Origin of the sequence: Nodosilinea sp. P-1105 (genome assembly GCF_012911975.1) — a bacterium.
In the GTDB taxonomy this organism is placed as follows: Bacteria; Cyanobacteriota; Cyanobacteriia; order Phormidesmidales; family Phormidesmidaceae; genus Nodosilinea.
Genome location: NZ_SMDQ01000044.1, coordinates 26,375 through 47,540 on the forward strand (window position 1 = coordinate 26,375; position 21,166 = coordinate 47,540).

The 21,166-nt window shown below is 54.8% G+C and carries 16 protein-coding genes; 5 read left to right on the top strand and 11 right to left on the bottom strand.

Annotated elements, in window-relative coordinates; translation table 11 throughout:
- From E1H13_RS17410 to E1H13_RS17420, 3 genes are all read right to left on the bottom strand, one after another.
- The gene (locus tag E1H13_RS17410) at positions 1-651 is read right to left on the bottom strand and encodes a hypothetical protein (RefSeq protein WP_169614986.1); all 651 of its coding nucleotides are present in this window, start codon (positions 649-651) and stop codon (positions 1-3) included.
- A gap of 314 nt (positions 652-965) precedes the next feature.
- Positions 966-1,586 carry a restriction endonuclease subunit R gene (locus tag E1H13_RS17415; protein ID WP_169614988.1) on the bottom strand — a complete coding sequence of 207 codons (621 nt, stop codon included), beginning with the start codon at positions 1,584-1,586 and terminating at the stop codon, positions 966-968.
- A 653-nt stretch (positions 1,587-2,239) separates the two neighbouring features.
- A complete protein-coding gene (locus E1H13_RS17420; RefSeq protein WP_169614990.1) occupies positions 2,240-5,893 on the bottom strand; it encodes a DUF4157 domain-containing protein in 3,654 nt (1,217 codons plus the stop codon).
- Positions 5,894-6,142: 249 nt separating this feature from the next.
- Between E1H13_RS17420 and E1H13_RS17425 the strand changes: the two genes are divergently transcribed.
- Positions 6,143-6,334: a hypothetical protein gene (locus tag E1H13_RS17425; RefSeq protein WP_169614992.1), complete on the top strand. Its 192-nt coding sequence runs from the start codon at positions 6,143-6,145 to the stop codon at positions 6,332-6,334.
- A gap of 370 nt (positions 6,335-6,704) precedes the next feature.
- On the opposite strand, the gene E1H13_RS17430 is transcribed toward E1H13_RS17425, so the two are convergent.
- From E1H13_RS17430 to E1H13_RS17445, 4 genes are all read right to left on the bottom strand, one after another.
- Positions 6,705-7,154, bottom strand: a complete 450-nt coding sequence (locus tag E1H13_RS17430) for a hypothetical protein (RefSeq protein ID WP_169614994.1) — start codon at positions 7,152-7,154, stop codon at positions 6,705-6,707.
- Between the two features lie 136 nt (positions 7,155-7,290).
- Positions 7,291-9,204, bottom strand: a complete 1,914-nt coding sequence (locus tag E1H13_RS17435; protein ID WP_169614996.1) for a hypothetical protein — start codon at positions 9,202-9,204, stop codon at positions 7,291-7,293.
- Positions 9,205-9,258: 54 nt separating this feature from the next.
- Positions 9,259-9,942, bottom strand: coding sequence for a 5'/3'-nucleotidase SurE (gene surE, locus E1H13_RS17440; RefSeq protein ID WP_169614998.1), 684 nt, complete (start codon positions 9,940-9,942; stop codon positions 9,259-9,261).
- A gap of 56 nt (positions 9,943-9,998) precedes the next feature.
- Positions 9,999-11,807, bottom strand: coding sequence for a M48 family metalloprotease (locus E1H13_RS17445; protein WP_347404179.1), 1,809 nt, complete (start codon positions 11,805-11,807; stop codon positions 9,999-10,001).
- A gap of 191 nt (positions 11,808-11,998) precedes the next feature.
- On the opposite strand from E1H13_RS17445, the gene E1H13_RS17450 reads away from it, so the two are divergent.
- Positions 11,999-12,460: a DUF4079 domain-containing protein gene (locus E1H13_RS17450; RefSeq protein ID WP_169615014.1), complete on the top strand. Its 462-nt coding sequence runs from the start codon at positions 11,999-12,001 to the stop codon at positions 12,458-12,460.
- A gap of 300 nt (positions 12,461-12,760) precedes the next feature.
- On the opposite strand, the gene era is transcribed toward E1H13_RS17450, so the two are convergent.
- Positions 12,761-13,705: a GTPase Era gene (era, locus tag E1H13_RS17455; protein WP_206070638.1), complete on the bottom strand. Its 945-nt coding sequence runs from the start codon at positions 13,703-13,705 to the stop codon at positions 12,761-12,763.
- Position 13,706: 1 nt separating this feature from the next.
- The gene (locus E1H13_RS17460) at positions 13,707-14,144 is read right to left on the bottom strand and encodes a secondary thiamine-phosphate synthase enzyme YjbQ (RefSeq protein ID WP_169615000.1); all 438 of its coding nucleotides are present in this window, start codon (positions 14,142-14,144) and stop codon (positions 13,707-13,709) included.
- A 433-nt stretch (positions 14,145-14,577) separates the two neighbouring features.
- Between E1H13_RS17460 and E1H13_RS17465 the strand changes: the two genes are divergently transcribed.
- Both E1H13_RS17465 and E1H13_RS17470 read left to right on the top strand, forming a co-directional pair.
- The gene (locus E1H13_RS17465; RefSeq protein ID WP_169615002.1) at positions 14,578-15,174 is read left to right on the top strand and encodes a Uma2 family endonuclease; all 597 of its coding nucleotides are present in this window, start codon (positions 14,578-14,580) and stop codon (positions 15,172-15,174) included.
- A gap of 140 nt (positions 15,175-15,314) precedes the next feature.
- A complete protein-coding gene (locus E1H13_RS17470; RefSeq protein ID WP_347404180.1) occupies positions 15,315-16,262 on the top strand; it encodes an alpha/beta fold hydrolase in 948 nt (315 codons plus the stop codon).
- A 77-nt stretch (positions 16,263-16,339) separates the two neighbouring features.
- Here E1H13_RS17470 and E1H13_RS17475 read toward each other — a convergent pair whose 3' ends face one another.
- Positions 16,340-18,853, bottom strand: coding sequence for an S-layer homology domain-containing protein (locus E1H13_RS17475; protein WP_169615004.1), 2,514 nt, complete (start codon positions 18,851-18,853; stop codon positions 16,340-16,342).
- Positions 18,854-19,132: 279 nt separating this feature from the next.
- Between E1H13_RS17475 and glsA the strand changes: the two genes are divergently transcribed.
- Positions 19,133-20,104, top strand: coding sequence for a glutaminase A (glsA, locus tag E1H13_RS17480; RefSeq protein WP_169615006.1), 972 nt, complete (start codon positions 19,133-19,135; stop codon positions 20,102-20,104).
- On the opposite strand, the gene E1H13_RS17485 is transcribed toward glsA, so the two are convergent.
- Complete coding sequence (locus E1H13_RS17485; protein ID WP_169615008.1) at positions 20,101-21,105, bottom strand: hypothetical protein; 1,005 nt, start codon at positions 21,103-21,105, stop codon at positions 20,101-20,103. The genes glsA and E1H13_RS17485 overlap by 4 nt on opposite strands.
- Positions 21,106-21,166: the final 61 nt, after the last annotated feature.

The following is a 21,166-nucleotide window of genomic DNA, read 5'->3' on the forward strand; positions in this document are numbered from 1 at the left end:
TCATAACCGCACCCCCGTCACCGCCGACGGATTCGTCAAACGACCCTTGCGGGCCATAGATTCCAGATTTTCGTGGTGGCCCAAGAACAAGCGAGCTCCCCGCTCATTCCAGGACAAATCACTGTAGTTAAGCACCCGCAGCCCTAGGGCCACCTTGGCCCGAATTGGGTTGAGGTTGACATCGTAGGCCTGCTCTTCGATGCTGAAATCGGTCAGCCGCACCGGCAGAACTCGCTTTTTACCCCACACCAGCAGCGTAAGCGGGGCCTGCACTGGAATAATTTCCAGTCCGCCCTGATCAGCCAGCTTCATATTGGCCTTGACAGCATTAACACTGGGGTAAATCAAGGTTTCTAAAGCCGCTAGTTGAGGGTAGATCCCCAGTTCTACAGCGTCGGAATCAGCCTGCTCTAGCTTGTCAGTTGCATCAAATTCAATCTCCAACTTCAGGGTCTCAATTGGAGCACCTTCCAAGCGCAGCCCTTCTTCCCTGGCGGCATCATCTCCCTCGGCCATTTGCACCTGCAATGTCCGGCTGAGAGATTCAGGGTTGTATTGAAACGCGATCGTACTAACAATTTGATTTGTGGCCGGATTCAGGGCAACAATCGCACCCTTCGGCAACTTAGGGGAACCAGGAAAAGTGGTCACGGGGGCAGTGTCCTTTCCTAAGAATATTCTCGTGCGATCGCGTCAAATTAGTACGACAGTCCAATCAAGAACTGCCCTGGAAGGCGATCGCAGCTACGGTAGCGTCGGATACAGGAAACACTTGTTAGGCGGGTGGTCTAAAAAACTAGGTTTAGCCACCTACCAGGCGATATGGCCCTAAACTTAACTCCATTTGCCCGAACAACAGTTGAATTGTTGAGATATCGTTACCAAAGCTGATAATCGTTTATTTTTTTAGGGCAAATTTGTTTGCGTAAACACATATTCAGTGGGGTGAGCCATAGGCCGTCCATTCACACCACCAAGGCTGCCAACCGCTTCAGGATTTGCAGCACTTGCTCTAAGTCGTCATTTTGACCTAGCACAAATTGTTTAGACTTGGCATAGTAGGGCGTTTTTTGGCGCAGTAGTTTGGTAAAGAGAAAATCTGTACCGTTGGTAACAAGGCCGTATAGAGGCAGATCCTGGGTAGGAGCGGCTAGCATGTCAGACAATACCTGAGGAATACCAACCTTCAGAGAAAATTCAGCCCGCTTCGACTCAATCACCAAAACCCAAAGTCGCTCTTTAATGACCAGGATGTCGATGCGACCACGTACTGCTAAGTCGCCATCAATGGCTTCGATTTCCACAGCGTCTTCAGTGCTGACGTAAAACGGCGGCAAAAAGAGACCAGCCAAGTCCAGCAACGGTGCCACAATCGCTAGCTTGACCGTATTTTCTAAAACCGATCGCCGCTCTAAATTGGCGGCAATGGCTTTGACCCGCTGGAGTCTTTCTTGTTCGGCTGTAGTTAGGGCAGGCAGCCCCCGCTGCCATTCTGGGAAAAAGTCAGGGGCGAAGGACTGCTGTAGCTGAAACTGTTGCTCTAGGTCGTAGAGGGTGATTTTATCGGCGGCAATGGTTTGGGTCACCAGCTTTCTCCCCGAGACGGCCTGATGCTGATCTTAACGCTAAATAAAGAGCCGACCATTTTGCAAGGCTTCTAGGGTTCTACAGCCGCGATCGCTTCCTCTGATGAGCTCACCCCTTCTATCACCGCTAGAATAATATCGTCAACCCGTTCTGTGATAACGGTTAGAGGGGTTTCCATAGCCCAAATTCAACCCAATTCGCTGACCTTACTCAAAAATGAGCGAACCGGGAGTTTTAGCTTTAATTTCTGAGTGTGACACTTTGACGTGCGGAGAGTGGGGTCCGGTTGAACACCTCGACTTCTGAAAAAGGAATTACGTTGACCAAACAAGAGATGGTCAGTATTGAAGACCGACTGGAACAAAATCCGTTGTTACCGAAGTACAACATTCTGATCCGTCCGGCTTAACTGGTAATTTCTTTTCTTGCGATCACCTTGGGTGGTTGTAACTCTTAAACCACATGGGTTACGCTGCACTAAACCCATATTACAAGATCAGCGATCGCACTGACTATATATCGCCACCAGCCCAAGAAGCCTTCGATTGCACTGATCCACAACCTACTGCCTTCGATTTAATCTAAACTCACGTTACTTTAGAGTGATGCGAGAAGGGTAAGCGTACCTTCCATGAGAGATGACAGTTCTTTCTTACCTAAAGCGGTTACGCCAATACCTTCGCCGAATGTTGTTATAGATGTAACCCAGAGTCCTAATTCGCCCATAGTAAAAAGCTGGCTCATTGCGCCAAGACGCATAGCCAGGATCGTCAGTATACGGATGATACTCAGGATCGTCATGAACACTGCGATGGAATCCTGCGCTCATTTCATCAAGACGACTGAAGAAATCTTGATCAACGTGATGAAGCTCTACTCGCTCACCGCTAAGTAGGACAGCAGAAAGACCTGCTTTTGACCGCTCTCTATTTGTCCGACCTTGTGGGTCGTTAGGCGGTCTGAAACCGGGAGGGAGCATTCGTTCTGGAAACTGAGGCCCAAATGTATTCCTAAACTGAGTTAGATTGAGAACTTGCCCCTGTTCAATTCGTTGTAGATCCTGCCCATCCAATCTTGGTGGAATTGGTGTGCTCGAGGGTGTTTCTTCAGCAACTTCGCCATGCCGCTCGTCAGTTGTTCCAAAAGGAGGTCCTTCTTCAATACGCATTGCTCCAGCATGAGGACCTTCACCGAAACGTTCTTCTACTTCGTTTTGTTCTGTTCCCTGCACAGTGAAATCCACTGGATCGCTCATGGCGGCTCGGACATACCAATCCTCGTCACGTCGCTCGATATCTAAGCGGGAGAATCGATAGCGACTTCTCAAGCTGCTGATGGCGCTAGTAAATTGGGCTTCGGTCAGGGGTTGACCTTGAGAGCGGTCTACCAGTTGGGCGAGCGCTTCCATACCTCCCATGCGATTTTGGGCTTCTTGTGGGCTGGCAGGGACGGGTTCATCCCCCAGTCGGCGAGGGCTGGCCGGATCATCAGACGGAGAGGTTGTCTGGGCTGTTACGGTGGGGTCGGCGGCAGCACCCTCGGCTTGATCTTCCTGCCATTCTCCAGCGGTCTCCTGTTCACCCTGACTCTTGGGGGGTACATGATCATTCATCAGATCAGTCATAAACTTGCTGGAGTCAAAGTTCACTTCACCGAACTGAATTTCGGGCAGTTCTCCAGACCCAATCACGTAGTCCACATCAGCCCCAATGCCAAATTCACCCGGCAAGGGATATTCAAGGTCAAACAACGGCCAGGTCCATTTCTTGTTGGGAGCAGGCGACCACCAGGGACTATCGAGTTCCACAAATAGGTCGCCGCCTAACCCAAGGAAGGGCTGAGCCGCGATTTCCATGTGTCCCTTAATAAAGTATTCTCCCTGGCGGCCCTCCTGAGGGTCGGCGGTTTCGCGATAGCCAATGGTGGGAGTTGCTTCGACATAGCCCTGAACACCTGCTAGCCCATCTAGTCCAACACCAGTCTTAATGTCGTGCTTCATGAGCTGAACCCCGACCCCCCCTTCAGCTCGCATCCGTAGACCAGCAAACGCAGAAATATTGAGGGTAGCTTCCATCTCAAAGTTCTGCAAGACATCAGGGTCAGTGGAGTAGCGACCTATGATGGCAATGTTGTAGATTTTACCCGGTCCTAGCTTTGCCAGAGCCTGCATGCCGACGTTGGCAAACACAAAGACGTTGCCGACTAAGGGCACCCCATACAAAGTACGAACTTCAATACTAAAGATGTCGTAGATGTAGTCCCGCTGGGGGAATAGCTCGATTTCGGCTGGAGGGGCAATTTCGCCCACAACGGTGATGTGCCCTTCATTGTCAATAATCACCTGGGCTTGGCCGGTCATCCATTCGGTGAAGGCAAAGTTGAGGTTGCCAAATCCGGCAATCGCTCTGGGACCTGGTTGGGGATCTGCCGTTACGCCAGAGGCTTGGGCGGCGGAGTCAGTGATGGCATCTGGCGACAATTCATTTTTGGCGACATTGCGGGCCGTTTCTCGATCTGTGACCAGTAGGGTGACTTCGCCGCTGAATTTTTCGGCCTGGTAGCCGACCGTGCCCCGGATATCGAGAGTGCCGTTGTGGAACTGGGCAATGACTTGGCCGGAGAAGTTAGCAATTTGAACCGGAATATCGGTATTACCATTAAGATTGCCTGCTGCATCTTGTTCAATGCTGATCTGGGTATCTGTGAGATGGGGAACACTAATGTTGCCGCTGGCAGAAAAGGTAGTAGTTTCATTACTCAGCCCAAAGCTGGCTGTGCCATTGATGAAGCCGCCGACGCGCACGGGGAAATCTGTCATTTGTAACGAAAGGGCGCCAGCTTGCAGCTTGTTTTCGACTCGGGGAATGCGGCTGATGTCAAACCCTAGCCAGCCCATTTCCTGAGCATGATCTTTAACCCAGTTAGGTAGAGCAGCCTGGTTGCCCGCTACCGTTTGATTGCGAGCAAGGGTAATGTAGCCGTCAATAGCATTATTTTGTACGCGGACGGCAAGAACAGGCTCAACCCCAGCCGATCGCAAGGGCTGCAATGCCCGATGCATTAGGGGAACGGGTTTGTATGCCGCATTCCCACGCCCAGGAGTTTGATAGGTTTCTCCTGATTTTCTGACGGGAATGGTACCTGCGGCTAGATTACCCAGTTGCACGTTGACAGCCCCTCCATGTCGCCCTTGGGTTTCAAGGTAGTCTGAGATCGCAGCGCTAGGCTCAAAGGTCGCTGTCACTAGCGAAATGCGATCGCTCGGTGCCTTTTTGGAAATGTCTGAGGGTGTAGCTGGAATATCTGCTGCTGCTCTGCGGGCAATGAGGTGAGAATTGGTCGTTCCTATGCTTGATAGGGCGTTTGGGGAGAGGGAGTGTCCTGTGACAACCCGGTTAGCGACTGTTTCAGCCTCTTGTTCTGAGGCATCGGTGGGTTGGCTCACTGGCACACTGGAGCTTGGCTTGCTTTGAGAGATATGAGTTTTGCTTGCACCCTGCTGAATCGTATGAGCCAGTTCATGAGCGAGGAGGTGCTGTCCTTTGGCGCTATGCGGTTGATATTGGCCTGCACCGAAATAAATATGTTGACCGCTGGTAAACGCCTGGGCCTTCAGGTTTTGGCTCATCTGCATCGCATCGGCATCGGTATGTGCTTGCACCTGGCTAAAGTCAGCCCCAAACCGCGTTTCCATAAAGTGGCGGGTTGAGCTAGGCAGGGGGTGGCCACCGCCCTGGCCCAGTTGGCTGGTTAAGGTGGGCGAGGCGATCGCCGTGGCTGCACCAGCCGGCTTCATTTGCACCAGCTCGTCGTCATCGTCTAGGTCGTCTAAGGGCTCCCGTTGCAGCTGGTGATCGGCTCCTAGAACCTGGCTAATGGATGGAGGCGGACCCAACGCCTTGGTCTGCACCAACTCGTCGTCGTCGTCCAGATCGGGCATCGACTCAGACTCGATCGACTGCCGTTGCAGGCCAGGGGCTGGCTGGGGAGTTGGCAGCCCCCCCGGCTCTGACATACCCATTACCTGGTCAGCAACCCGATCGGCCTCTTGTTCGTACTTGTCGTTGGCTGGCCCCACCACCAGCTTGGGCTGCACCAGGGGCATAGCGCCAGAGCTAACAGGCACCCCAGCAAAATTTTCTTGAAAGGCAGAGGTAGAAAACTCCGATGGGGTCGGCGATCGCCCCTCTAGCCCATCCACCTCAAACTCATCGCTGGTCAACGGCGATCGCGTCAGCACACTAGAACTCACCAGCGTATCCGACTGGGGGGCTGCTCCCCCCGGAGCTTGTACCCTTGTGGCCACGAGCTTACCCTCGTGTAAGTTACTCAAAACCTAGCTAATCTCTGCGTTGCCCCTACATCCTGGGCATAGATAAACGCACACAGGCGAACACAATTGCCTCAAGTTTATCACCTGCTTTCTGGGGGCTTCACAAACTGACATGATTGGTATTGGCCCTATTTCAGGGGGAAAGCCTGCTCTTGGTTGCGATCGCCCTGGGCCACGGTCAAAAACTAAGGCATAATGGGCGAAATTACCATGAGGCTAGCCATGTTGTCCTTGGTTTTCTCTCTGATTATTGGACCAGCCATCTTAGCGTTTCTACTCGGCCTCAGTGCCCATGGGCTCAAGAAAATGACCTCTTCAGTGGAGTCACCACCATCCTCGGGCGACTCCGGCTCACAGACCACGGCCTTACCCGCTACCGAAACAGAGACAGCTGAGGCGTCTTCCCTCGCTTAGGGAAGCTATGCCTGTCATAGAATTCAGGAGTCAGGAGTCAGAATAAAAGAAGGGCCTGGATTCTAACCCTTGGATTTTGGCTCCTGGCCTATCCAAAGTTTCTTAGCTTAAATTTCACGCCTGACTGACCACTGGTGTTCGGTCAAAAAAATAATGACAAGAGATGCGACTTAGGGTTCAAGGCTCACGGTGAGTGATTCAAGGATAGCCGTAGACCATGCATCTCAGCCCTGCTGACCCGTCACTTCTGGCTTGACAGACTACTAGTACTCCACGGCGGAAATGGCACTGCTATTTCTGGACGGCAAAACCCTGGGCACATAGGGGATTCCCTTTCTGCCTTTTGCCTTCTTACTTCTGCCTTACTTTACTAGTCAGAACCGTCAATGTCTTTTTCTAGGAAGAAAGGCATTTCATCTCCCAGCTTAATTCCCAGGCGTTGTTCAAAGATCTGGCGGAACGGCACCTGGGCAGGCAGCTTCATCCACTCAGGCAGCACCCGGTCAAACTGTTTTTGGGTCCAGTCCAAAAACAAAAAGAAGGGTGATACCGCTAAAATGATTAGCCCATACAGCAGACCAATGGAAACCTGTTGCGGGTGAGGTCGGCTTTCAACCCAACTCCAAAACCGCCATCCGCTGCGAAAACTGGCGATCCAGATCCAGACAATGAACGATAGGGCAAATAGGCCAATCAGTAAGAGCAACCATAAAATTTTCCCTACCAGCATTAGGCTTTGGGAAACAGTGTAGGGAAACTGATCTCCCCCTGCACTAGCGCGGTTTGAAGACGACAAAGGGACAATCGTACTATTAACCATGGGGGCAAATCCCAATTCTGTTGCCAGGATCTTAGCATCCGTTATGGGTACAGCTGAAAATGTAATGTTCCTTATTGGAGTCCTGACGGGAGCATCAATGCAGCATGGTTAGAAACCGGATTTCTACACCGAGCCTCTAACGATCTTGACCATCGGAGGTGTCCTGGGACGGTGGTAGGCCCGTAATTTGGCGCTCGGTTTGGACGACAAAATCGCGCACCAGTCGCTCGCTAAAGCCGGCCACAAACGAGATAGCGATATAGAGGTAAATACTGCGATCGCTTCCCTCGGCTCCCTCCTGCCGACCCAGGGTAAAAATGCCCGACAAAATTCCCGATTCAATCACCGCCACCAAAAAGAAGGCAAAGGTCATGCCCACCACCGGGCGAAAAAACCCCACAAAAAACAAGTCCAGGGGCTTTTTTTCTGCCCCCTGAACTAAGTCGCTGGACCGGACAATAACGCTGACGAACCCACCGAGAGCCCCCGCTGAAACCACCGCCAGTATCAGGGGTAAATCCACTTCGTTAGCCGTGTCTATCAAGCCATCGATCACAATCTGGAGCAACCTGTCTTGTTCTTCGGGCTCCTCCTCTTCAGATTCAGCAGTCTCTTCTTGGGGAGTCTCTTCCTCGGGAGCCTCTGCATTGGCGTCTTCTTCGCTATCTAAATCAGCGTCGGTGTCTGCAAAGGACTCGTCTACCAGGGCTTGCCCTTCCTTAATCAGCCCCCGCTGGCCCTGCACCTCGGCGTCAATCTGGTCTAAAAGCGCTTGTTGCAACCCCCAGGACGGCATCGCCGGAATCGGATCGTCTAGGGCCTCCACCGACTCGGGTCGGGTCATTTTGTCTAGGGTCAGCAGGAGCTGGGCCAGATCGCCATAGTCCCCTAGGGTCTCTAACTGCGTCGTTAGTTCGGCTTCATCCTCTGCCTGAAAGGGAGCTATCCCCAGAGAATCACGCACTGGGTCGAAGCGGTCTTTTAGGTTATCTTGCCGTCTTCCTGCCACCTGCCGGTGATATCCCAACCATGAATTGGCCGACTCTGCTCCATCCCGAAGCAGACGGTCATTGCGATTATTAATTCGCTCTAGTCTGGTACCCACACTACCAAGGTTGTTTTCATAAAAAACGGCCCGGCGTCGGTCTAGCCGCCGTTCCTGGCGCACCCTCTCTAAATCGGCTTCGGTGTTTTCTAGCTGTTGCTCTAAGGTTTGAATCCGCCCTACCCCCAGAATGATCACACCGCCGTAGGCTAAGGCAGGTAGGAGGGAAAAGATGATCAAAAACCAGCTCAACCCTGACAACAGCCGGTTTTGGCCTGAACCCGATGCACTCAAAAGCGATTGCAGGGGAAACGGATGCTGCCGGGTGATTAATCTCAGGTGGTTACGAATTTTGCGGGCTAGGGTGAGCCCTTTAGCCGGAGTATCTGGCGGTGGTGGCAGAGGTGGCGCCTGCCCTGGTAGAGAGGGCGGGAGGTCTGGGGCGATCGCGATCGATTGGCCAGCAGCATCTTGGTTAAATACCCCGGGTAACAGAGCCGATACCGCCAGTTCTAGCTCACTAATGTAGTGGGGATAGTGGCGAATGCTGGACATCAGACTGAGTAGCCGGGCCAGTTCCGTCTGCACCTGGGGCGGCACCGTTTGGCGGCTGAGACACTGTTCCACCTGGTGGGCTAGGCGATTTAGCCGCTGGTGGGCGTCCGCCTCGGTGTGCAGTTTGGCCAACACCTGGACCAATTCCTGGCGGGCTTGATCAGAGAGGCGATCGGACATCAACGCCACCGTCAGCGGCTCGATCAGCAGATCTGGGTTGGTGTATTGGGCCAGGTCAACCGCCAGTCGGTGCAGTTGGGCTTGCACATCGGCATTCAGTTGTTGCCGCTGTACCGCCAATCGCATCCGGCCAACCAGAGCGGTCAGGGCTTGCTGCACCTCCGGCTTCAGGGGGGGATACTGGCTGCCCTGTGCCATGGACTGGTCTGGGGTTGGCGATGGGTAAAACGAGCCATTCCCGAGTTCCCCCTGATCAGGCTGAGTTGCCATGACAATGCCCCACGACTACCGGTCAAGTCTACCGGACAGGTCCTAAAACGGGGGCTACCACAAACAAACTTTGCTGACCGCAATGTTACCGCCAAAGCAGACGGCCACGTCAGAATCGGGATCATGACGACGCTGGCCATAGTCGCCCACATAGTAAAACTGCCCCTGCTCTACCTTGAACTCGGTCGGTAGGGGCTGGGTACAGGTGGTGCAAAACACCAGGTCTGGATCGCGATCGCCCGGTTTCAGATGGGGCAAATTCACATTCCAAAAACAGCCGGGGGGCAGGGGTTGAGTCATCAGGCTGGCAATCACCTGACTGGCCAGACGGCTGGCCCAATCCCAGTCGATGGAGCGGCGGTTTTGGATGTAGTGGGAAATGGCAATGCCGGGTTTGCGCAGCAGGGCGGCCTCCCTCACAGCGGCCACGGTGCCAGAGACATGCAGATCAGCGCCCATATTGCCGCCAGCATTAATCCCCGAAATCACCCAGGTGGCCTCGGGGCAGAGGTGGCACAGGGCTACTCGGGTACAGTCGGCGGGGGTGCCGCCAATGGCAAAGGCGCGATCGCGGCGTTGGTCGATGGCGATCGGCCCGCCTCGATTGATTTGATGGCTACATCCGGACAGGTGTTGGTCAGGGGCCACGACCCAGGGGCTGTGATCAGCTAAAGCAGCTTGCAAGGCAGCTATGCCTGGGGCATCAATGCCATCGTCGTTGGTCAACACTAGGGTCATTGCGGTTAGGGACAGGAGTTAAGATCACCAGTCGATATTAGTCCATCCCCCCTAATCTAATCATCCGAGGCATCCGAGGCTTGCTCTTGCTCGTAAGCCGCTAAAAGTTGAGCCATTTTGCGGCGAATTTTCAAGTGAGGCTCAACCCCTTCATAGGCATAGCGATCGAACCCCCCTTGCTCAACCAACTGCCTCAAATAGTTGACCCGCTCCCCAGGATTGGGGTGCGATGCAAACCACCCCACCCCTCGATTGCCGAACTCTTGCTCTAGGGTCACCATCAGGTTGTGTAATCCATCGGCGGCATAGCCCCCGGTCGCCAGCAGCTTAGTCCCCAACAGGTCGGCCTGGCGCTCCATATCACGGGAATAGCTGGCCACAATCAAGTTAGCAGCAATGTTAGCCACCTCCGGGATGGGAATAAAGGCCGCCAGACTCGCCGTCAGGTTACCCTGGGTCACCATTTGAAACCCATGGGACAGGACCGCATGGGAAATTTCGTGACCGATCAACCCGGCCAATTCCGCCTCTGAATAGGAGCGGGTAATGGCACCAGCGTTAATGAAGACTTTTCCCCCTGGTAGGGCAAAGGCATTAAGGCTGTCGTCCATGATCACTTCAAAGCTGTAATTAAACTCGTCTCGACCGGCCAGAGCCGCTAATTTTTGGCCCATATCGTTAACGTAAGCCCGAATTTCGGGATCTTTGACCATCGGGAGTTGCCGCATCGCCTGTTCCGCCACCTGTTGCCCCAGCCCACTTTCCCCCTGCATCAGTAACATGCCAGAGTTAAGGGCGCTAAAGGGGCCGAGCAGCCCACCGGTGAGAATATAGCCCGCAGCGCCAGTAATGATATTAGACACTAGATTGCGGGTCAGGGTCTGGTTCATCTCTCCCCGAAAGCGGTCTAGGTTTTGCCGGGCCAGTTGGGCCATGGCCTCCTGGTCGGGATGGTCAGGGTTGAGTATAGCGAACTGGTTAGCGGTGATGGCCGCTTCAATCCACTGCTCCTGGGCCATCTGCACATCCACCTGGGCCTTCAACAAGTCAGGTTGGTAGGGGTACAGGGTGAGGGCGTCATCCAGCAGGGCAAGGGCCTCCCGAGTCTGCCCCTGATTTACCAGGTAGCGGGCGTACATGGCCTGGCCGGGCAAAAACTCCGGATAGTCTTTAACCAGCAGTTCCAGGGGCACCCGCACTCGGTTGGTAAATCCAGAGTCAGCCCCCGCCTGGGCTTCTCGCCAGTAGACCCGCCCCGCTGGGGGCAGATCCTCCGGGTCGGTCAGGGGAAAAATGCGCCCATTCTCAGGATCTTCCGCCAACCAGGTGGCGTCTTTAGCCAGGCCATAGAGGGTAGCCGCCGCCGCCTTGTCGCCCGCCAGGTAACGTTGGTCCCCCGCCATCAGCAGCTGACTCCGTCGGACCTGGTCTGGCTCCAGATCATCCAGCAAGGAGTTGGTCTCGGCTTCAGGGGAGGCGGCGTCATCCTCATCCGTTGGTCCAGCGTCAGGGGTTGCCGTGTCAGCGGCTGGGTCTTCCGGGCTACCAGCCGGGGACGGGTCAATAGGCACAACCGGGGGCAGCCGCAGGGTGCCGTCAGGGGGATCTAAGTCAGGGGTGGGCAGCACCCGCTCAGGGGCTGAGGCTGGCTCCCCATCCCCTGGCTCTAGAGAGGGCTCAGAATTGTCATCGGTGGATTCTCCATTCCCCAGGACCGGCTCAGTTGCTGCCGACTCGGCCCTGAGGCCTCCATTCGGGGCTTGAGCCAGCCCTGGTGGCACGCTCCATAGCAGCCCCTGGCCACCCAAAAGCGCCACTAAACAACTCACTAGCAACGTCGACAGGAATCGCTTTGGTGCTCTCACGGGTGCCTCCTTGAGCTGGGCCTGTTCACCTGACGTTCCCAAAACAATGACGACGGCTATAGCGGCCAGTCCATCTGGTTTTGCTTCGGGAATACTGCCATCCTGACAAATGCTTTGCCAAGGCAGGATCGCTGATCCTATAATTTTTGTTAAGCAAAACCTGTTGTAACCTAAGACCTTAGCGAGATCTAATCACCGTGGAAACTTTTCAGCCCTGGCTTAACTTTGTCCATCCGATTGTCATGTGGCTGCTGCTGGCTACAACCCTTTATGCACTGTATCTAGGCATTCAGGCCCGCAGAACCCGCCTGGCCGATGCTGAAACCCGCAAGCAGCTGATTAAGGGCAAGTTTGCGGTCAAACATCACCAGGTGGGCTCTATCTTACTGGCGTTTATGGTAATTGGCACCGTTAGTGGAATGGGGGCCACCTATTTGGAGGCGGGTAAGCTTTTCGTCGGTCCCCACTTGCTGGTAGGGCTCTCCATGGCTGCTCTGATCGCCACATCAGCTGCCCTGGTGCCCTTTATGCAGAAAGGCAGCGAGACGGCTCGGCTGACCCATATTACTCTGAATGTCGTGCTGACTGGGCTGTTTGGCTGGCAGGCGCTGACCGGCATGCAGATCGTGCAGCGGCTGTTGTCTAATCTGTAGAGCCAGACGTGACGGGTCAACAGAGGCGCGGTTCACGGTCTACGGTTCACGGTACATGGTTCGCCTTGAACCGCTTACCGTGAACCTTAAGTCAAATCTCCTGTCATTATTTTCTTGACTGAACACTAGTGGTTTGTCAAGGCTAAAAATGAGGGTGAGCGCTTCGCAAAAGCCCTGTATCTTCAGAGAGGTTGCCTCAGCACATCAGGACTTATCGTCCCCTCCTGGGAGGGGTGCCCGGAGGGCGGGGTGGGTTCTTCGGCCTTTTGCCTTTTGCCTTCTCTCTTCTGCCTTTTATCATCAGTCTTCAACCCGGTAGCCAAAGTCTTCCAGGCGGCTGCGGGATTGCCGCCATTTGGGCACCACTTTAACGAATAGCTCCAGGTAAACCTGGCCCATTACCAGTTTTTGAATCTGCTGACGGGCGTCAGAACCGATGGTCTTCAGCATGCTGCCTTTTTTGCCGATCAAGATGCCCTTTTGGGAGTCTCGCTCCACATGGATGGTGGCCAGAATGCGGGTGATGTGGGGGTCTTCCTCGACTCGATCAATGGCGATCGCCACAGAATGGGGCACCTCTTCGCGAGTGTTGAGCAAAATCTGCTCCCGAATCAGTTCTCCCATGATGAACCGCTCCGGCTGGTCGGTGACCAGGTCTGGCGGGTAGTAGTAGGGGCCGGGGTCAAGTTGGTCGATCAGGGTCTGTAGGAGGGTGTCCAGGCCAGTTTCGTCCAGGGCCGAAAATTTCACCAGGGGCCAACCCTGGGCATTGGCCAGGGTCTGGTAGCTGGCATCGAGGTCAGCAAAGGCTTGGGGCTGCTGGTCAATTTTGTTGATGCCCAAAATCACCGGTCGCTGGCTTTGGGTTAGCAATTCAGCCACAAATTGGTCTCCCCGCCCGGCCTCGGCACTGCCATCCACCACAAACAGGGTGGCATCCACCGAGTCGATGGCCATGCGGGCATTTTTCACTAGAATTTTCCCCAACTCATGGTGGGGCTTATGGATGCCGGGGGTATCCACAAAAATAATTTGGGCCTGGTCCGTGGACAAAATGCCCCGCAGCCGGTTGCGGGTGGTTTGGGCGGTGGGGGAGGTGATCGCCACCTTTTGTCCCACCAGGGCATTCATCAGAGTCGACTTGCCCACATTGGGGCGGCCCACAATGCCCACAAACCCCGATTTAAACCCCTCCGGAGGAGGGGGGATGGTGCTAAAGCCGACTGGGTCAAAACTATCGATCATGCTAGTAACCCGTCACGTGAACCACCACGTCCCGAGCCGAGCCCCGCGCCCGGTGTTCCCACAAATACAGCCCTTGCCAGGTACCCAGGGCCAACCGCCCGCCCATCACCGGGATGGTTTCAGAGGTGTGGGTGAGCACAGTGCGAATGTGGGCGGGCATGTCGTCGGGGCCTTCGGTGCTGTGGATGTAGTGGTTGCCCTCGGGCACCAGTTTGGCCAGAAAGTTCTCTAAGTCCACCAACACGTCGGGGTCGGCATTTTCTTGGATGATTAAACTGGCGGAGGTGTGACGCAGAAAGACCGTACACAGGCCCGTGGTCACCCCCGAGTCCCGCACCACCCGGTCCACATCGCTGGTAAACCGCTGGAGGGACTTGCCTCGCGATCGCAGGGTCAGCACCTGTTGATAGTGTTGGCTAGTGGCCGTTCCGGAAGTCATACACAAAACCCTATGTCAAACCGTTCTTTATTGTGTCAGATCTAGATTGTGTCAGATCGAGGTCCATCCGGCAGATTTGCTCTGGGGGGACCCAGTAGCGTCAGGGGTGCCTTAGACACTCTAGCGAGATTTTACCGTTGCTAGAACAACTAGAAGCCGCTGACCTGGCCCACCAACTTGACCAGGACGACACCAAAGCCTTTGCCTCGATCGTGCTCCCACCAGCCATGGAGAATCAGGCCGTCGATCCGTAGATTATGCCTATCTTGCCAATGCTATAGCGTTGGCACCACTTCCCTGAGCGTCCCTGCGCTGAGTAGCAGAAGCACCATCGTAGGTATTCCAGGCAGTGCCCTTGCCCCTGTGGAATACTGGAAGAGTCAAGTCCAAACCATGATGGTATGCCCATCCCTACGATAGACCGGAGGTTCCTATGCCGCCAACCGCGATCGCCACCCCCGACAAAGCCACCCCGCTCCTGTTTGAAGGTCTCACCTGGAGAGAGTTCAAAGCGATTGAGCAACTGCTAGATCGCCCTGGCTATCGGCTCTCGTTCTTAGATGGCGTTTTGGAGATTCGGCGGATGCCAGGGGAACCCCACGAGACCGTCAAAAAACGCATTGCCGCTTTGCTAGAGCTTTACCTGCTGATGGCTGGGTTTGACTTCACCCCCACTGGCTCCATGACCCTGGAAAGTGAAGGCGGGGCCGTCAAACGCGAAGCCGATGAGTCTTACAAACTGGCCCCTGGGCGCGATCGCCCCGATCTGGCTATTGAAGTGGTGTTTTCTACCGGCGGCCTTCACAAACTAGAGGCCTACCGGCGATTGCAGATTAAAGAGGTCTGGTTCTGGGAAGACGGGGTTTTAGAGGTCTACCATCTGCGAGGCGCGAACGATGCCCTGAGCTATGAAAAAGTGGCTACCAGCGAAGAGGTGAGTGGAATTGACTTAGCTTTACTGTTGCGCTGTATCAATATGGCCAATCACGTCGAGGCGGTTAAAACCTTTCAGCGATCGCTGCGGTCATAGGTGATCTCTGGAAAACAATCTCCCAGTGGTGGGCCGAGCCCACCCTACCCTAGTGCTGGTCGGTGGATAACGTTGGGAACTTCTTTCCTATAGAGATCTCCATAAACCTAGACGCTCTCACTCAATTTAGGTATCCTGCTGTGTCCCCTGTGCAACCGTTACTAAGTAGTTTGCCATCGCCGTTGAGTGCCGCCGGACAGCAGCGGTTTTGGTACTGGCGGGGGTGGCGGGTGCGCTACTGGTTTAACCCCGGGCCTGGAGGAATTGAAGACCGGCCTCCTTTGCTACTGATTCATGGGTTTGGGGCTAATTTAAACCAGTGGCGGCACAACCTGCCTGCCCTCAGCCAGGGGGGGCCTGTCTATGCCCTAGATTTGTTAGGGTTTGGCGATTCTGCCAAGGCCGCTACCCTATACGGGGCCGATCTATGGGCAGACCAAGTGGCTGACTTTATCCAGACAGTGGTCGGGGTACCGGTGGCCTTGGTGGGGCATTCCCTGGGGGCCTTAGTGGCTTTAACCGTGACCCACTACTTCCCCGACTGGGTCAAACAACTGGCGTTGATTACCGTCCCCCTACCGGCGGCGCGGGAAGACTTGGTACCAGGTTGGATAGCGGCGTTATCTTTAAAGGTAGAAAGCTTAGTGGCTAATCCGTTGCTGCTGCGATCGCTGTTTTCTGTGGTCCGTCGCCCTAGTTTTCTGCGGCGAGCCCTGAGGGGTATCTACACAGTGCCAGACCAGGTGGATGAGGACCTGGTCACCCTATTTGCCCTGCCCCCCCGCGATCGCGGAGCCGCTAGGGCCTTATGTTACCTGGTGCGATCGCGCACTAACACAAGCTTCAGCCCTTCCATTAAAGCGATGGTGGCCGAGCTCACTGTCCCCACCCTGCTGCTCTGGGGAGAACTAGACCGGGTCGTGCCCATCAGCCAATCCCAAGGACTCGCAGCCTTGAGTCCGCAAGTCACCTTTATGCCCCGGCCCGGCGTCGGTCACTGCCTCTACGACGAAGCCGCCGAGGCATTTAATGACGCGATCGATCGCTGGCGACAGGGTGAAGTGCTGAATAATGAAACGTCAGGCTAACATCCCCCCATCTTCCCCACCGCCCCCATCTTCCCCATCCCCCCTTGGGCTGAGCAAAGTCGAAGCCACCTCCCCCCTCACACCGCCTGCCGATAAGACATCCCCAACATACCGACGATCGCAGCGACAGCGTAATCCCGATAGGCCAGGGTATCAGGGCCAAACTGATCCGGGGTGTTGGCGTCTTTAGGTAAGGCTAAGCCCACAGTCGCTAAGGCCTTCACCATCGGGGTAGCCCAATGGTCGTCGGGCAGATCGGTAAAGGTCCGTACCTGGTTGGGGTCTACGGTCAGCACCTGGTCGAGGGGAACCGTAGTTTTGTCAAAATCCACCCGAATGGCATAGCGTAGGGCCTGGTGCATAATCGCGGCCAATTGGGCGCGACTGAGGGGGGCTTCTGGCTGAAACTGGCCCAGGTCGTCTCCAACCACAATCCCCGCCTGTTTGGCGAAGTACACCTTGGGGGCACTCCAGCGATTGATATCCACATCCGCGAAGGGGGCCTGGGTCAGGTGGTCAGGAATGGTGATGGCTTCGTTTTTTTTCACCTTGTGGGTCAAGGCTTCTACCACTAAAGACACCGCCTGTTCCCGGGTCATGGGTGAGGTGGGCTTAAAGCTGCCGTCTTCATAGCCCTTGACCAGCTTATAGGTATGGGCCGCCTGCAAAATTGCCTCAGCATAGGGATTCCCCTGGATATCGTTAAAGGGTACGGGTTGGGTTGGCGGGGGGGCTTCTAGCTGGGTAAGGCGAGTTTCGACCAGGCGCACCATGGCCGCTGCGGCTACATTTCGCTGGGCCGGTTGGTCAGGCTTAAAGGCTGTACCAGTTTCGCTATAGGGGCTGGCCAATCCGACCCTGGCTAGGGTGGAGATCATTTCCCTGGCCCAGTGGTCATCTGGCACATCATGAAAGGCAGGCTGGGGGGGCTTGGTGGGGATGATTGCTGTGATCAGCGGCACGGACTGGCCTAGGTTGGCCTGCACCACAAACTCTAGCCCCCGGTAGACCATAGCCATCAGCTGAGCTCGACTGAGTTTATCCAGGGGCCGAAAGTAACCGTCATCGTCGTCACTGACTAACCCGGCTGTTTTGGCGAACTGGATTTTGGTGGCATTTTCCCCGGCAGTCACATCAGCAAACGGAGGCGGGTCACTCAGGGTGTCAGGAATTTGGATAGCGTCAGGGTCAGACACCAACGTTTGCATCGCCTTAACCACCATGGCGACAGCCTGCTCGCGGCTGACGGGTTCGCTGGGACGAAAGGTTTGGTCGTCGTAGCCGGTGATCAGCCCGTACTGGTTAACCGCCTGGATAATCTCATCTTTGTAAACATCCTGGCCAATATCTGAGAAGACCTTGATCGCCCCTGGGCGGGGTTTTGCTCCTGGCACAGCAGCCCTGGGGACTTCGATTAACTGGACTAACAGGGCGGCGGCGTAGTCCCGCTGGGCGGGAGCCTCGGGGCCAAACTGGCTGCTGCTGTCCCCCAGGGGACTGGCTAGGCCGTACACCGCCATAGACCGAATCACCGACTCTCCCCAATGGCCACTCAGGTCCGTAAAGGTAATGCCAGCGCTCCTGGGCTCGATCACATCTTCCAGGGCGGTTGTGGGGCCATAGTTCAGTTCCACCAGCCCTTGTAGACCGTTGTGAACCATCGCTACCCACTCTGCCCGGGTCATGGTCGCATCGGGGTACACCTGGCCGTCATCATCGGCAAAAATTAGCTCCAGTTGTTGGGCTAGGGCAAACTGCGGCGCCTGGGGATGATCGGCGGGCACATCGGCAAAGGGGGCCTTAATAACGGTTTCAGGTAACGCGATCGCCTCGGGGTGGGCCGCCATTTGGCCCAGGGCATTAATCAGCCAGGTGATCCCTTGGGTTCGGGTGACGGCTGCTTCCGGCTGGAAGCGCCCCCCCCCAGTACCAGTGACAATTTGATAGGTATGGGTGGCCTTTAAGATTTCTGGGGCGTAAGGGTTGCCTTCAATATCACTAAAGCCCTCGGGTTCGATGAGTTTTACCGCTTCAGGGGCTACTTTGGCCGCCCCTGGCTGTCGCCGCATAAAGGCCTGTCCCCCCGTCACCTGGGGAATCAAGGGCTGAGCCAACAGAGCATTGGTGTCTGGCTCACAGCGGTTGTCTAAAAAGATGGAAACATCGCTAGCTAAGGTCTGGTCGCTGGCTTTGGCATCCCAGGTGGTGGCCACCCGATGACCCATGCAGTACACATAGTGCACTGTGTCGTTGGCCCGGGGGTCAGCTTCTACGGGCTGCCAGTGGGCATAGTCATTCCCCATCACCCGCTCGAACAGGCGGCTGGCAATTTCACGGTTGTACACAAAGTGGCTGTAGCGGGGATCAACCTTAGAAAACACCACCTTTAGGGCAATACACAGATGATTGCGGTAGATGCCAATCAGGCCAGTGGTCTGGACCGGAAACACCCCCCGTAAGTAGCTGGTGCCATAGACATACAGATCGGTTTGATTATCGGGGTTGGGCTGGTGGTGATGGTACGGCCCCAATACCCCCTGCACCACATCAGGGGATTGACCAAGAAGAGATCGGGTGGCAATGCTACTCATAGGGGCTTGTTTAGGGGGTAAACGACCGTAAGTAGACCTAAGCATAGGTCCAGATCACCCAGATTGTAATCATTCTTCCGGTTTTCGCCAGCATCAAAGCCAAATCACCCTAGGGAACCAGACATGAGTGAAACAATTCATCTCCGCCAGACCTGGTCGAGTCGGGTTTGGCAGACTTCAGCAACCGCCGCTGGCTTAGCCTGAATTATTCACAGATCAGATCAAAGCAAGCTACGGCAGTTGTAGTATGGCTCGATGTGGCCATACTAGGGAGAGACTATGGCGATCGCAGCGGTCCAATCATTCTTAAATCAGCTCTACCATGAGCTAAAGGGGCTCTCAGAAGGCAGAGTGGCCACCTACATTCCTGAGCTGGCCAAGGCTAACCCCGACTGGTTTGGCATTAGTGTGGTCACCCTGGATGGCCAGGTGTTTGAGGTGGGGGATGTAGCCCAGAAGTTCACGATTCAATCCATCTCTAAGGTATTTGTCTACAGCATGGCCCTGGAGGACTATGGGCGAGAGAACCTATTAAAGAAAGTCGGCGTTGAACCCACGGGCGACCCGTTTAACTCCCTCATTCGCCTGGATGAAGACTCGAAGCGGCCCGACAACCCGATGGTCAATGCCGGGGCGATCGCCACCACTAGCCTGATCACCGGCCAAGACCCTGCCGATCGCCTCAACCGGATGTTGGCCATGTTTCAGCGATACGTAGGGGATGAGGTGTTTGTGGATGTGTCCACCTTTGTGTCAGAGCGATCCACGGGCCACCGCAACCGGGCCATGGCCCACCTGATGCTCAACTTTGGCCTCATCGATGAACATATTGATGAAGCCCTGGACCTGTACTTTCAGCAGTGCTCGGTGCTGGTCACCTGCCACGACCTGGCGGTGATGGCCGCCACCCTAGCCAACAAAGGGGTGAACCCCCTGACCGGTGTTCAGGCAGTGGGGGCTGAACATGTGCGGGATATTCTCAGTGTGATGTATACCTGTGGCATGTATAACTTCGCTGGAGAGTGGGCTTTTCGGGTGGGGATTCCAGCCAAAAGCGGGGTGTCTGGGGGCATTCTGGCGGTGGTGCCCAACCAAGCCGGGATTGCCGTGTTTTCCCCTCCGTTAGATGGCCACGGCAATAGCGTCCGTGGCCTCAAGGTGTTTGAGGCCCTGTCCCAGGAGTATGGCTTCCACCTGTTTGACTTATCCTTGGGCCACTGTCGGTTTGCCCAAGGTTTGCAGCAGACCTAAAGTCGAACTGGAGTGCGATCGCATTCAAAGGCCTTGACCATACCTGTTGTATAAGGCTCTAGCAACTGCCGCTGACGGGCATCTACCCGCCGTAAGATCTCATCCATTAACATTTCATTCCATCTCAGAACCAGGGGCCAAGCGATGCCGACACTCTCTAAGACCATAATGCACAACGCCACGAGCTCATGCTCAACCGCCGTCAATCTTCCTTCCAAAACACAAAGCCACAGGTAAACCTGAAACATATCCAAATCGCGCAGGCAGGAATGTTGGACAGCTACATTATCGAGCTTTCCCCGGCGACCGTAGTAGTTAGGGAATCCCTTGATCAAGGCTCCATTGACCGTCGCCGAGATATCCCGCATCATCGGCAGCATCTGCTTAACCAAGATAAATTCAGGAGAATTCAGTTCATAATTGGCGGCCGCACTGCACAGGCGCTGTAGAGGTAGCGCTACTTGCTCCTCAATAAACTTAAAGTAGGGCGTGATCAACACTTGTTCAACAGGCGTCAGTTGCTCTAGAAATAAAGCATTGCTGAAATTTAATTGCGTTGTAATAAATCCGAGGGTACGCCAGTCTTTAGATATCCGATGCTTTTCTTGAAACTCTAATAGTAAAGGCTCTAGCTCAGCTGCCAGCTTTTCAATTTTTGGCATACCCCAGGCAGAGAGGGCTGATTCGCCATAGGTTGCTCGCAGTTGCTCTGGCGAAGTGATATGGATGGGAAGAGATTCTTGATAAACTTCTAGGAGCTTTATATAGATATTTGTAGAGGCATCTGAAAGCTGTTTAACCTCATTGAGATCTAAGACGTTAGGTAAAGAAGTGAATAAATCTTTGACCCGGATTGCAGCCAATCGACAAGTTTTACTGATCAGATGTTTGTGCAGTTTATTTACGGTTTGAGCTCGACCTTGAGCAGAGGAAGCGGAGCGGAGATCATGATTAACAGTGGTACCCTGACCTAGGGGCAATGTTGATATAGCGGTTCTCATCCGGGTGAGGTACAGTAGCAGCGGAAAGTAAACCAGCTCCGAATATCATTCAAAGACACCT

What these genes read in the sequence shown, in the direction of transcription:
- E1H13_RS17425 (WP_169614992.1), top strand. Translation starts at nt 6,143, where the DNA reads ATGTTGTCCTTGGTTTTCTCTCTGATTATTGGACCAGCCATCTTAGCG.
- E1H13_RS17430 (WP_169614994.1), bottom strand. Translation starts at nt 7,154, where the DNA reads ATGGTTAATAGTACGATTGTCCCTTTGTCGTCTTCAAACCGCGCTAGT.
- E1H13_RS17435 (WP_169614996.1), bottom strand. Translation starts at nt 9,204, where the DNA reads ATGGCAACTCAGCCTGATCAGGGGGAACTCGGGAATGGCTCGTTTTAC.
- surE (WP_169614998.1), bottom strand. Translation starts at nt 9,942, where the DNA reads ATGACCCTAGTGTTGACCAACGACGATGGCATTGATGCCCCAGGCATA.
- era (WP_206070638.1), bottom strand. Translation starts at nt 13,705, where the DNA reads ATGATCGATAGTTTTGACCCAGTCGGCTTTAGCACCATCCCCCCTCCT.
- E1H13_RS17460 (WP_169615000.1), bottom strand. Translation starts at nt 14,144, where the DNA reads ATGACTTCCGGAACGGCCACTAGCCAACACTATCAACAGGTGCTGACC.
- E1H13_RS17465 (WP_169615002.1), top strand. Translation starts at nt 14,578, where the DNA reads ATGCCGCCAACCGCGATCGCCACCCCCGACAAAGCCACCCCGCTCCTG.
- E1H13_RS17475 (WP_169615004.1), bottom strand. Translation starts at nt 18,853, where the DNA reads ATGAGTAGCATTGCCACCCGATCTCTTCTTGGTCAATCCCCTGATGTG.
- glsA (WP_169615006.1), top strand. Translation starts at nt 19,133, where the DNA reads ATGGCGATCGCAGCGGTCCAATCATTCTTAAATCAGCTCTACCATGAG.
- E1H13_RS17485 (WP_169615008.1), bottom strand. Translation starts at nt 21,105, where the DNA reads ATGAGAACCGCTATATCAACATTGCCCCTAGGTCAGGGTACCACTGTT.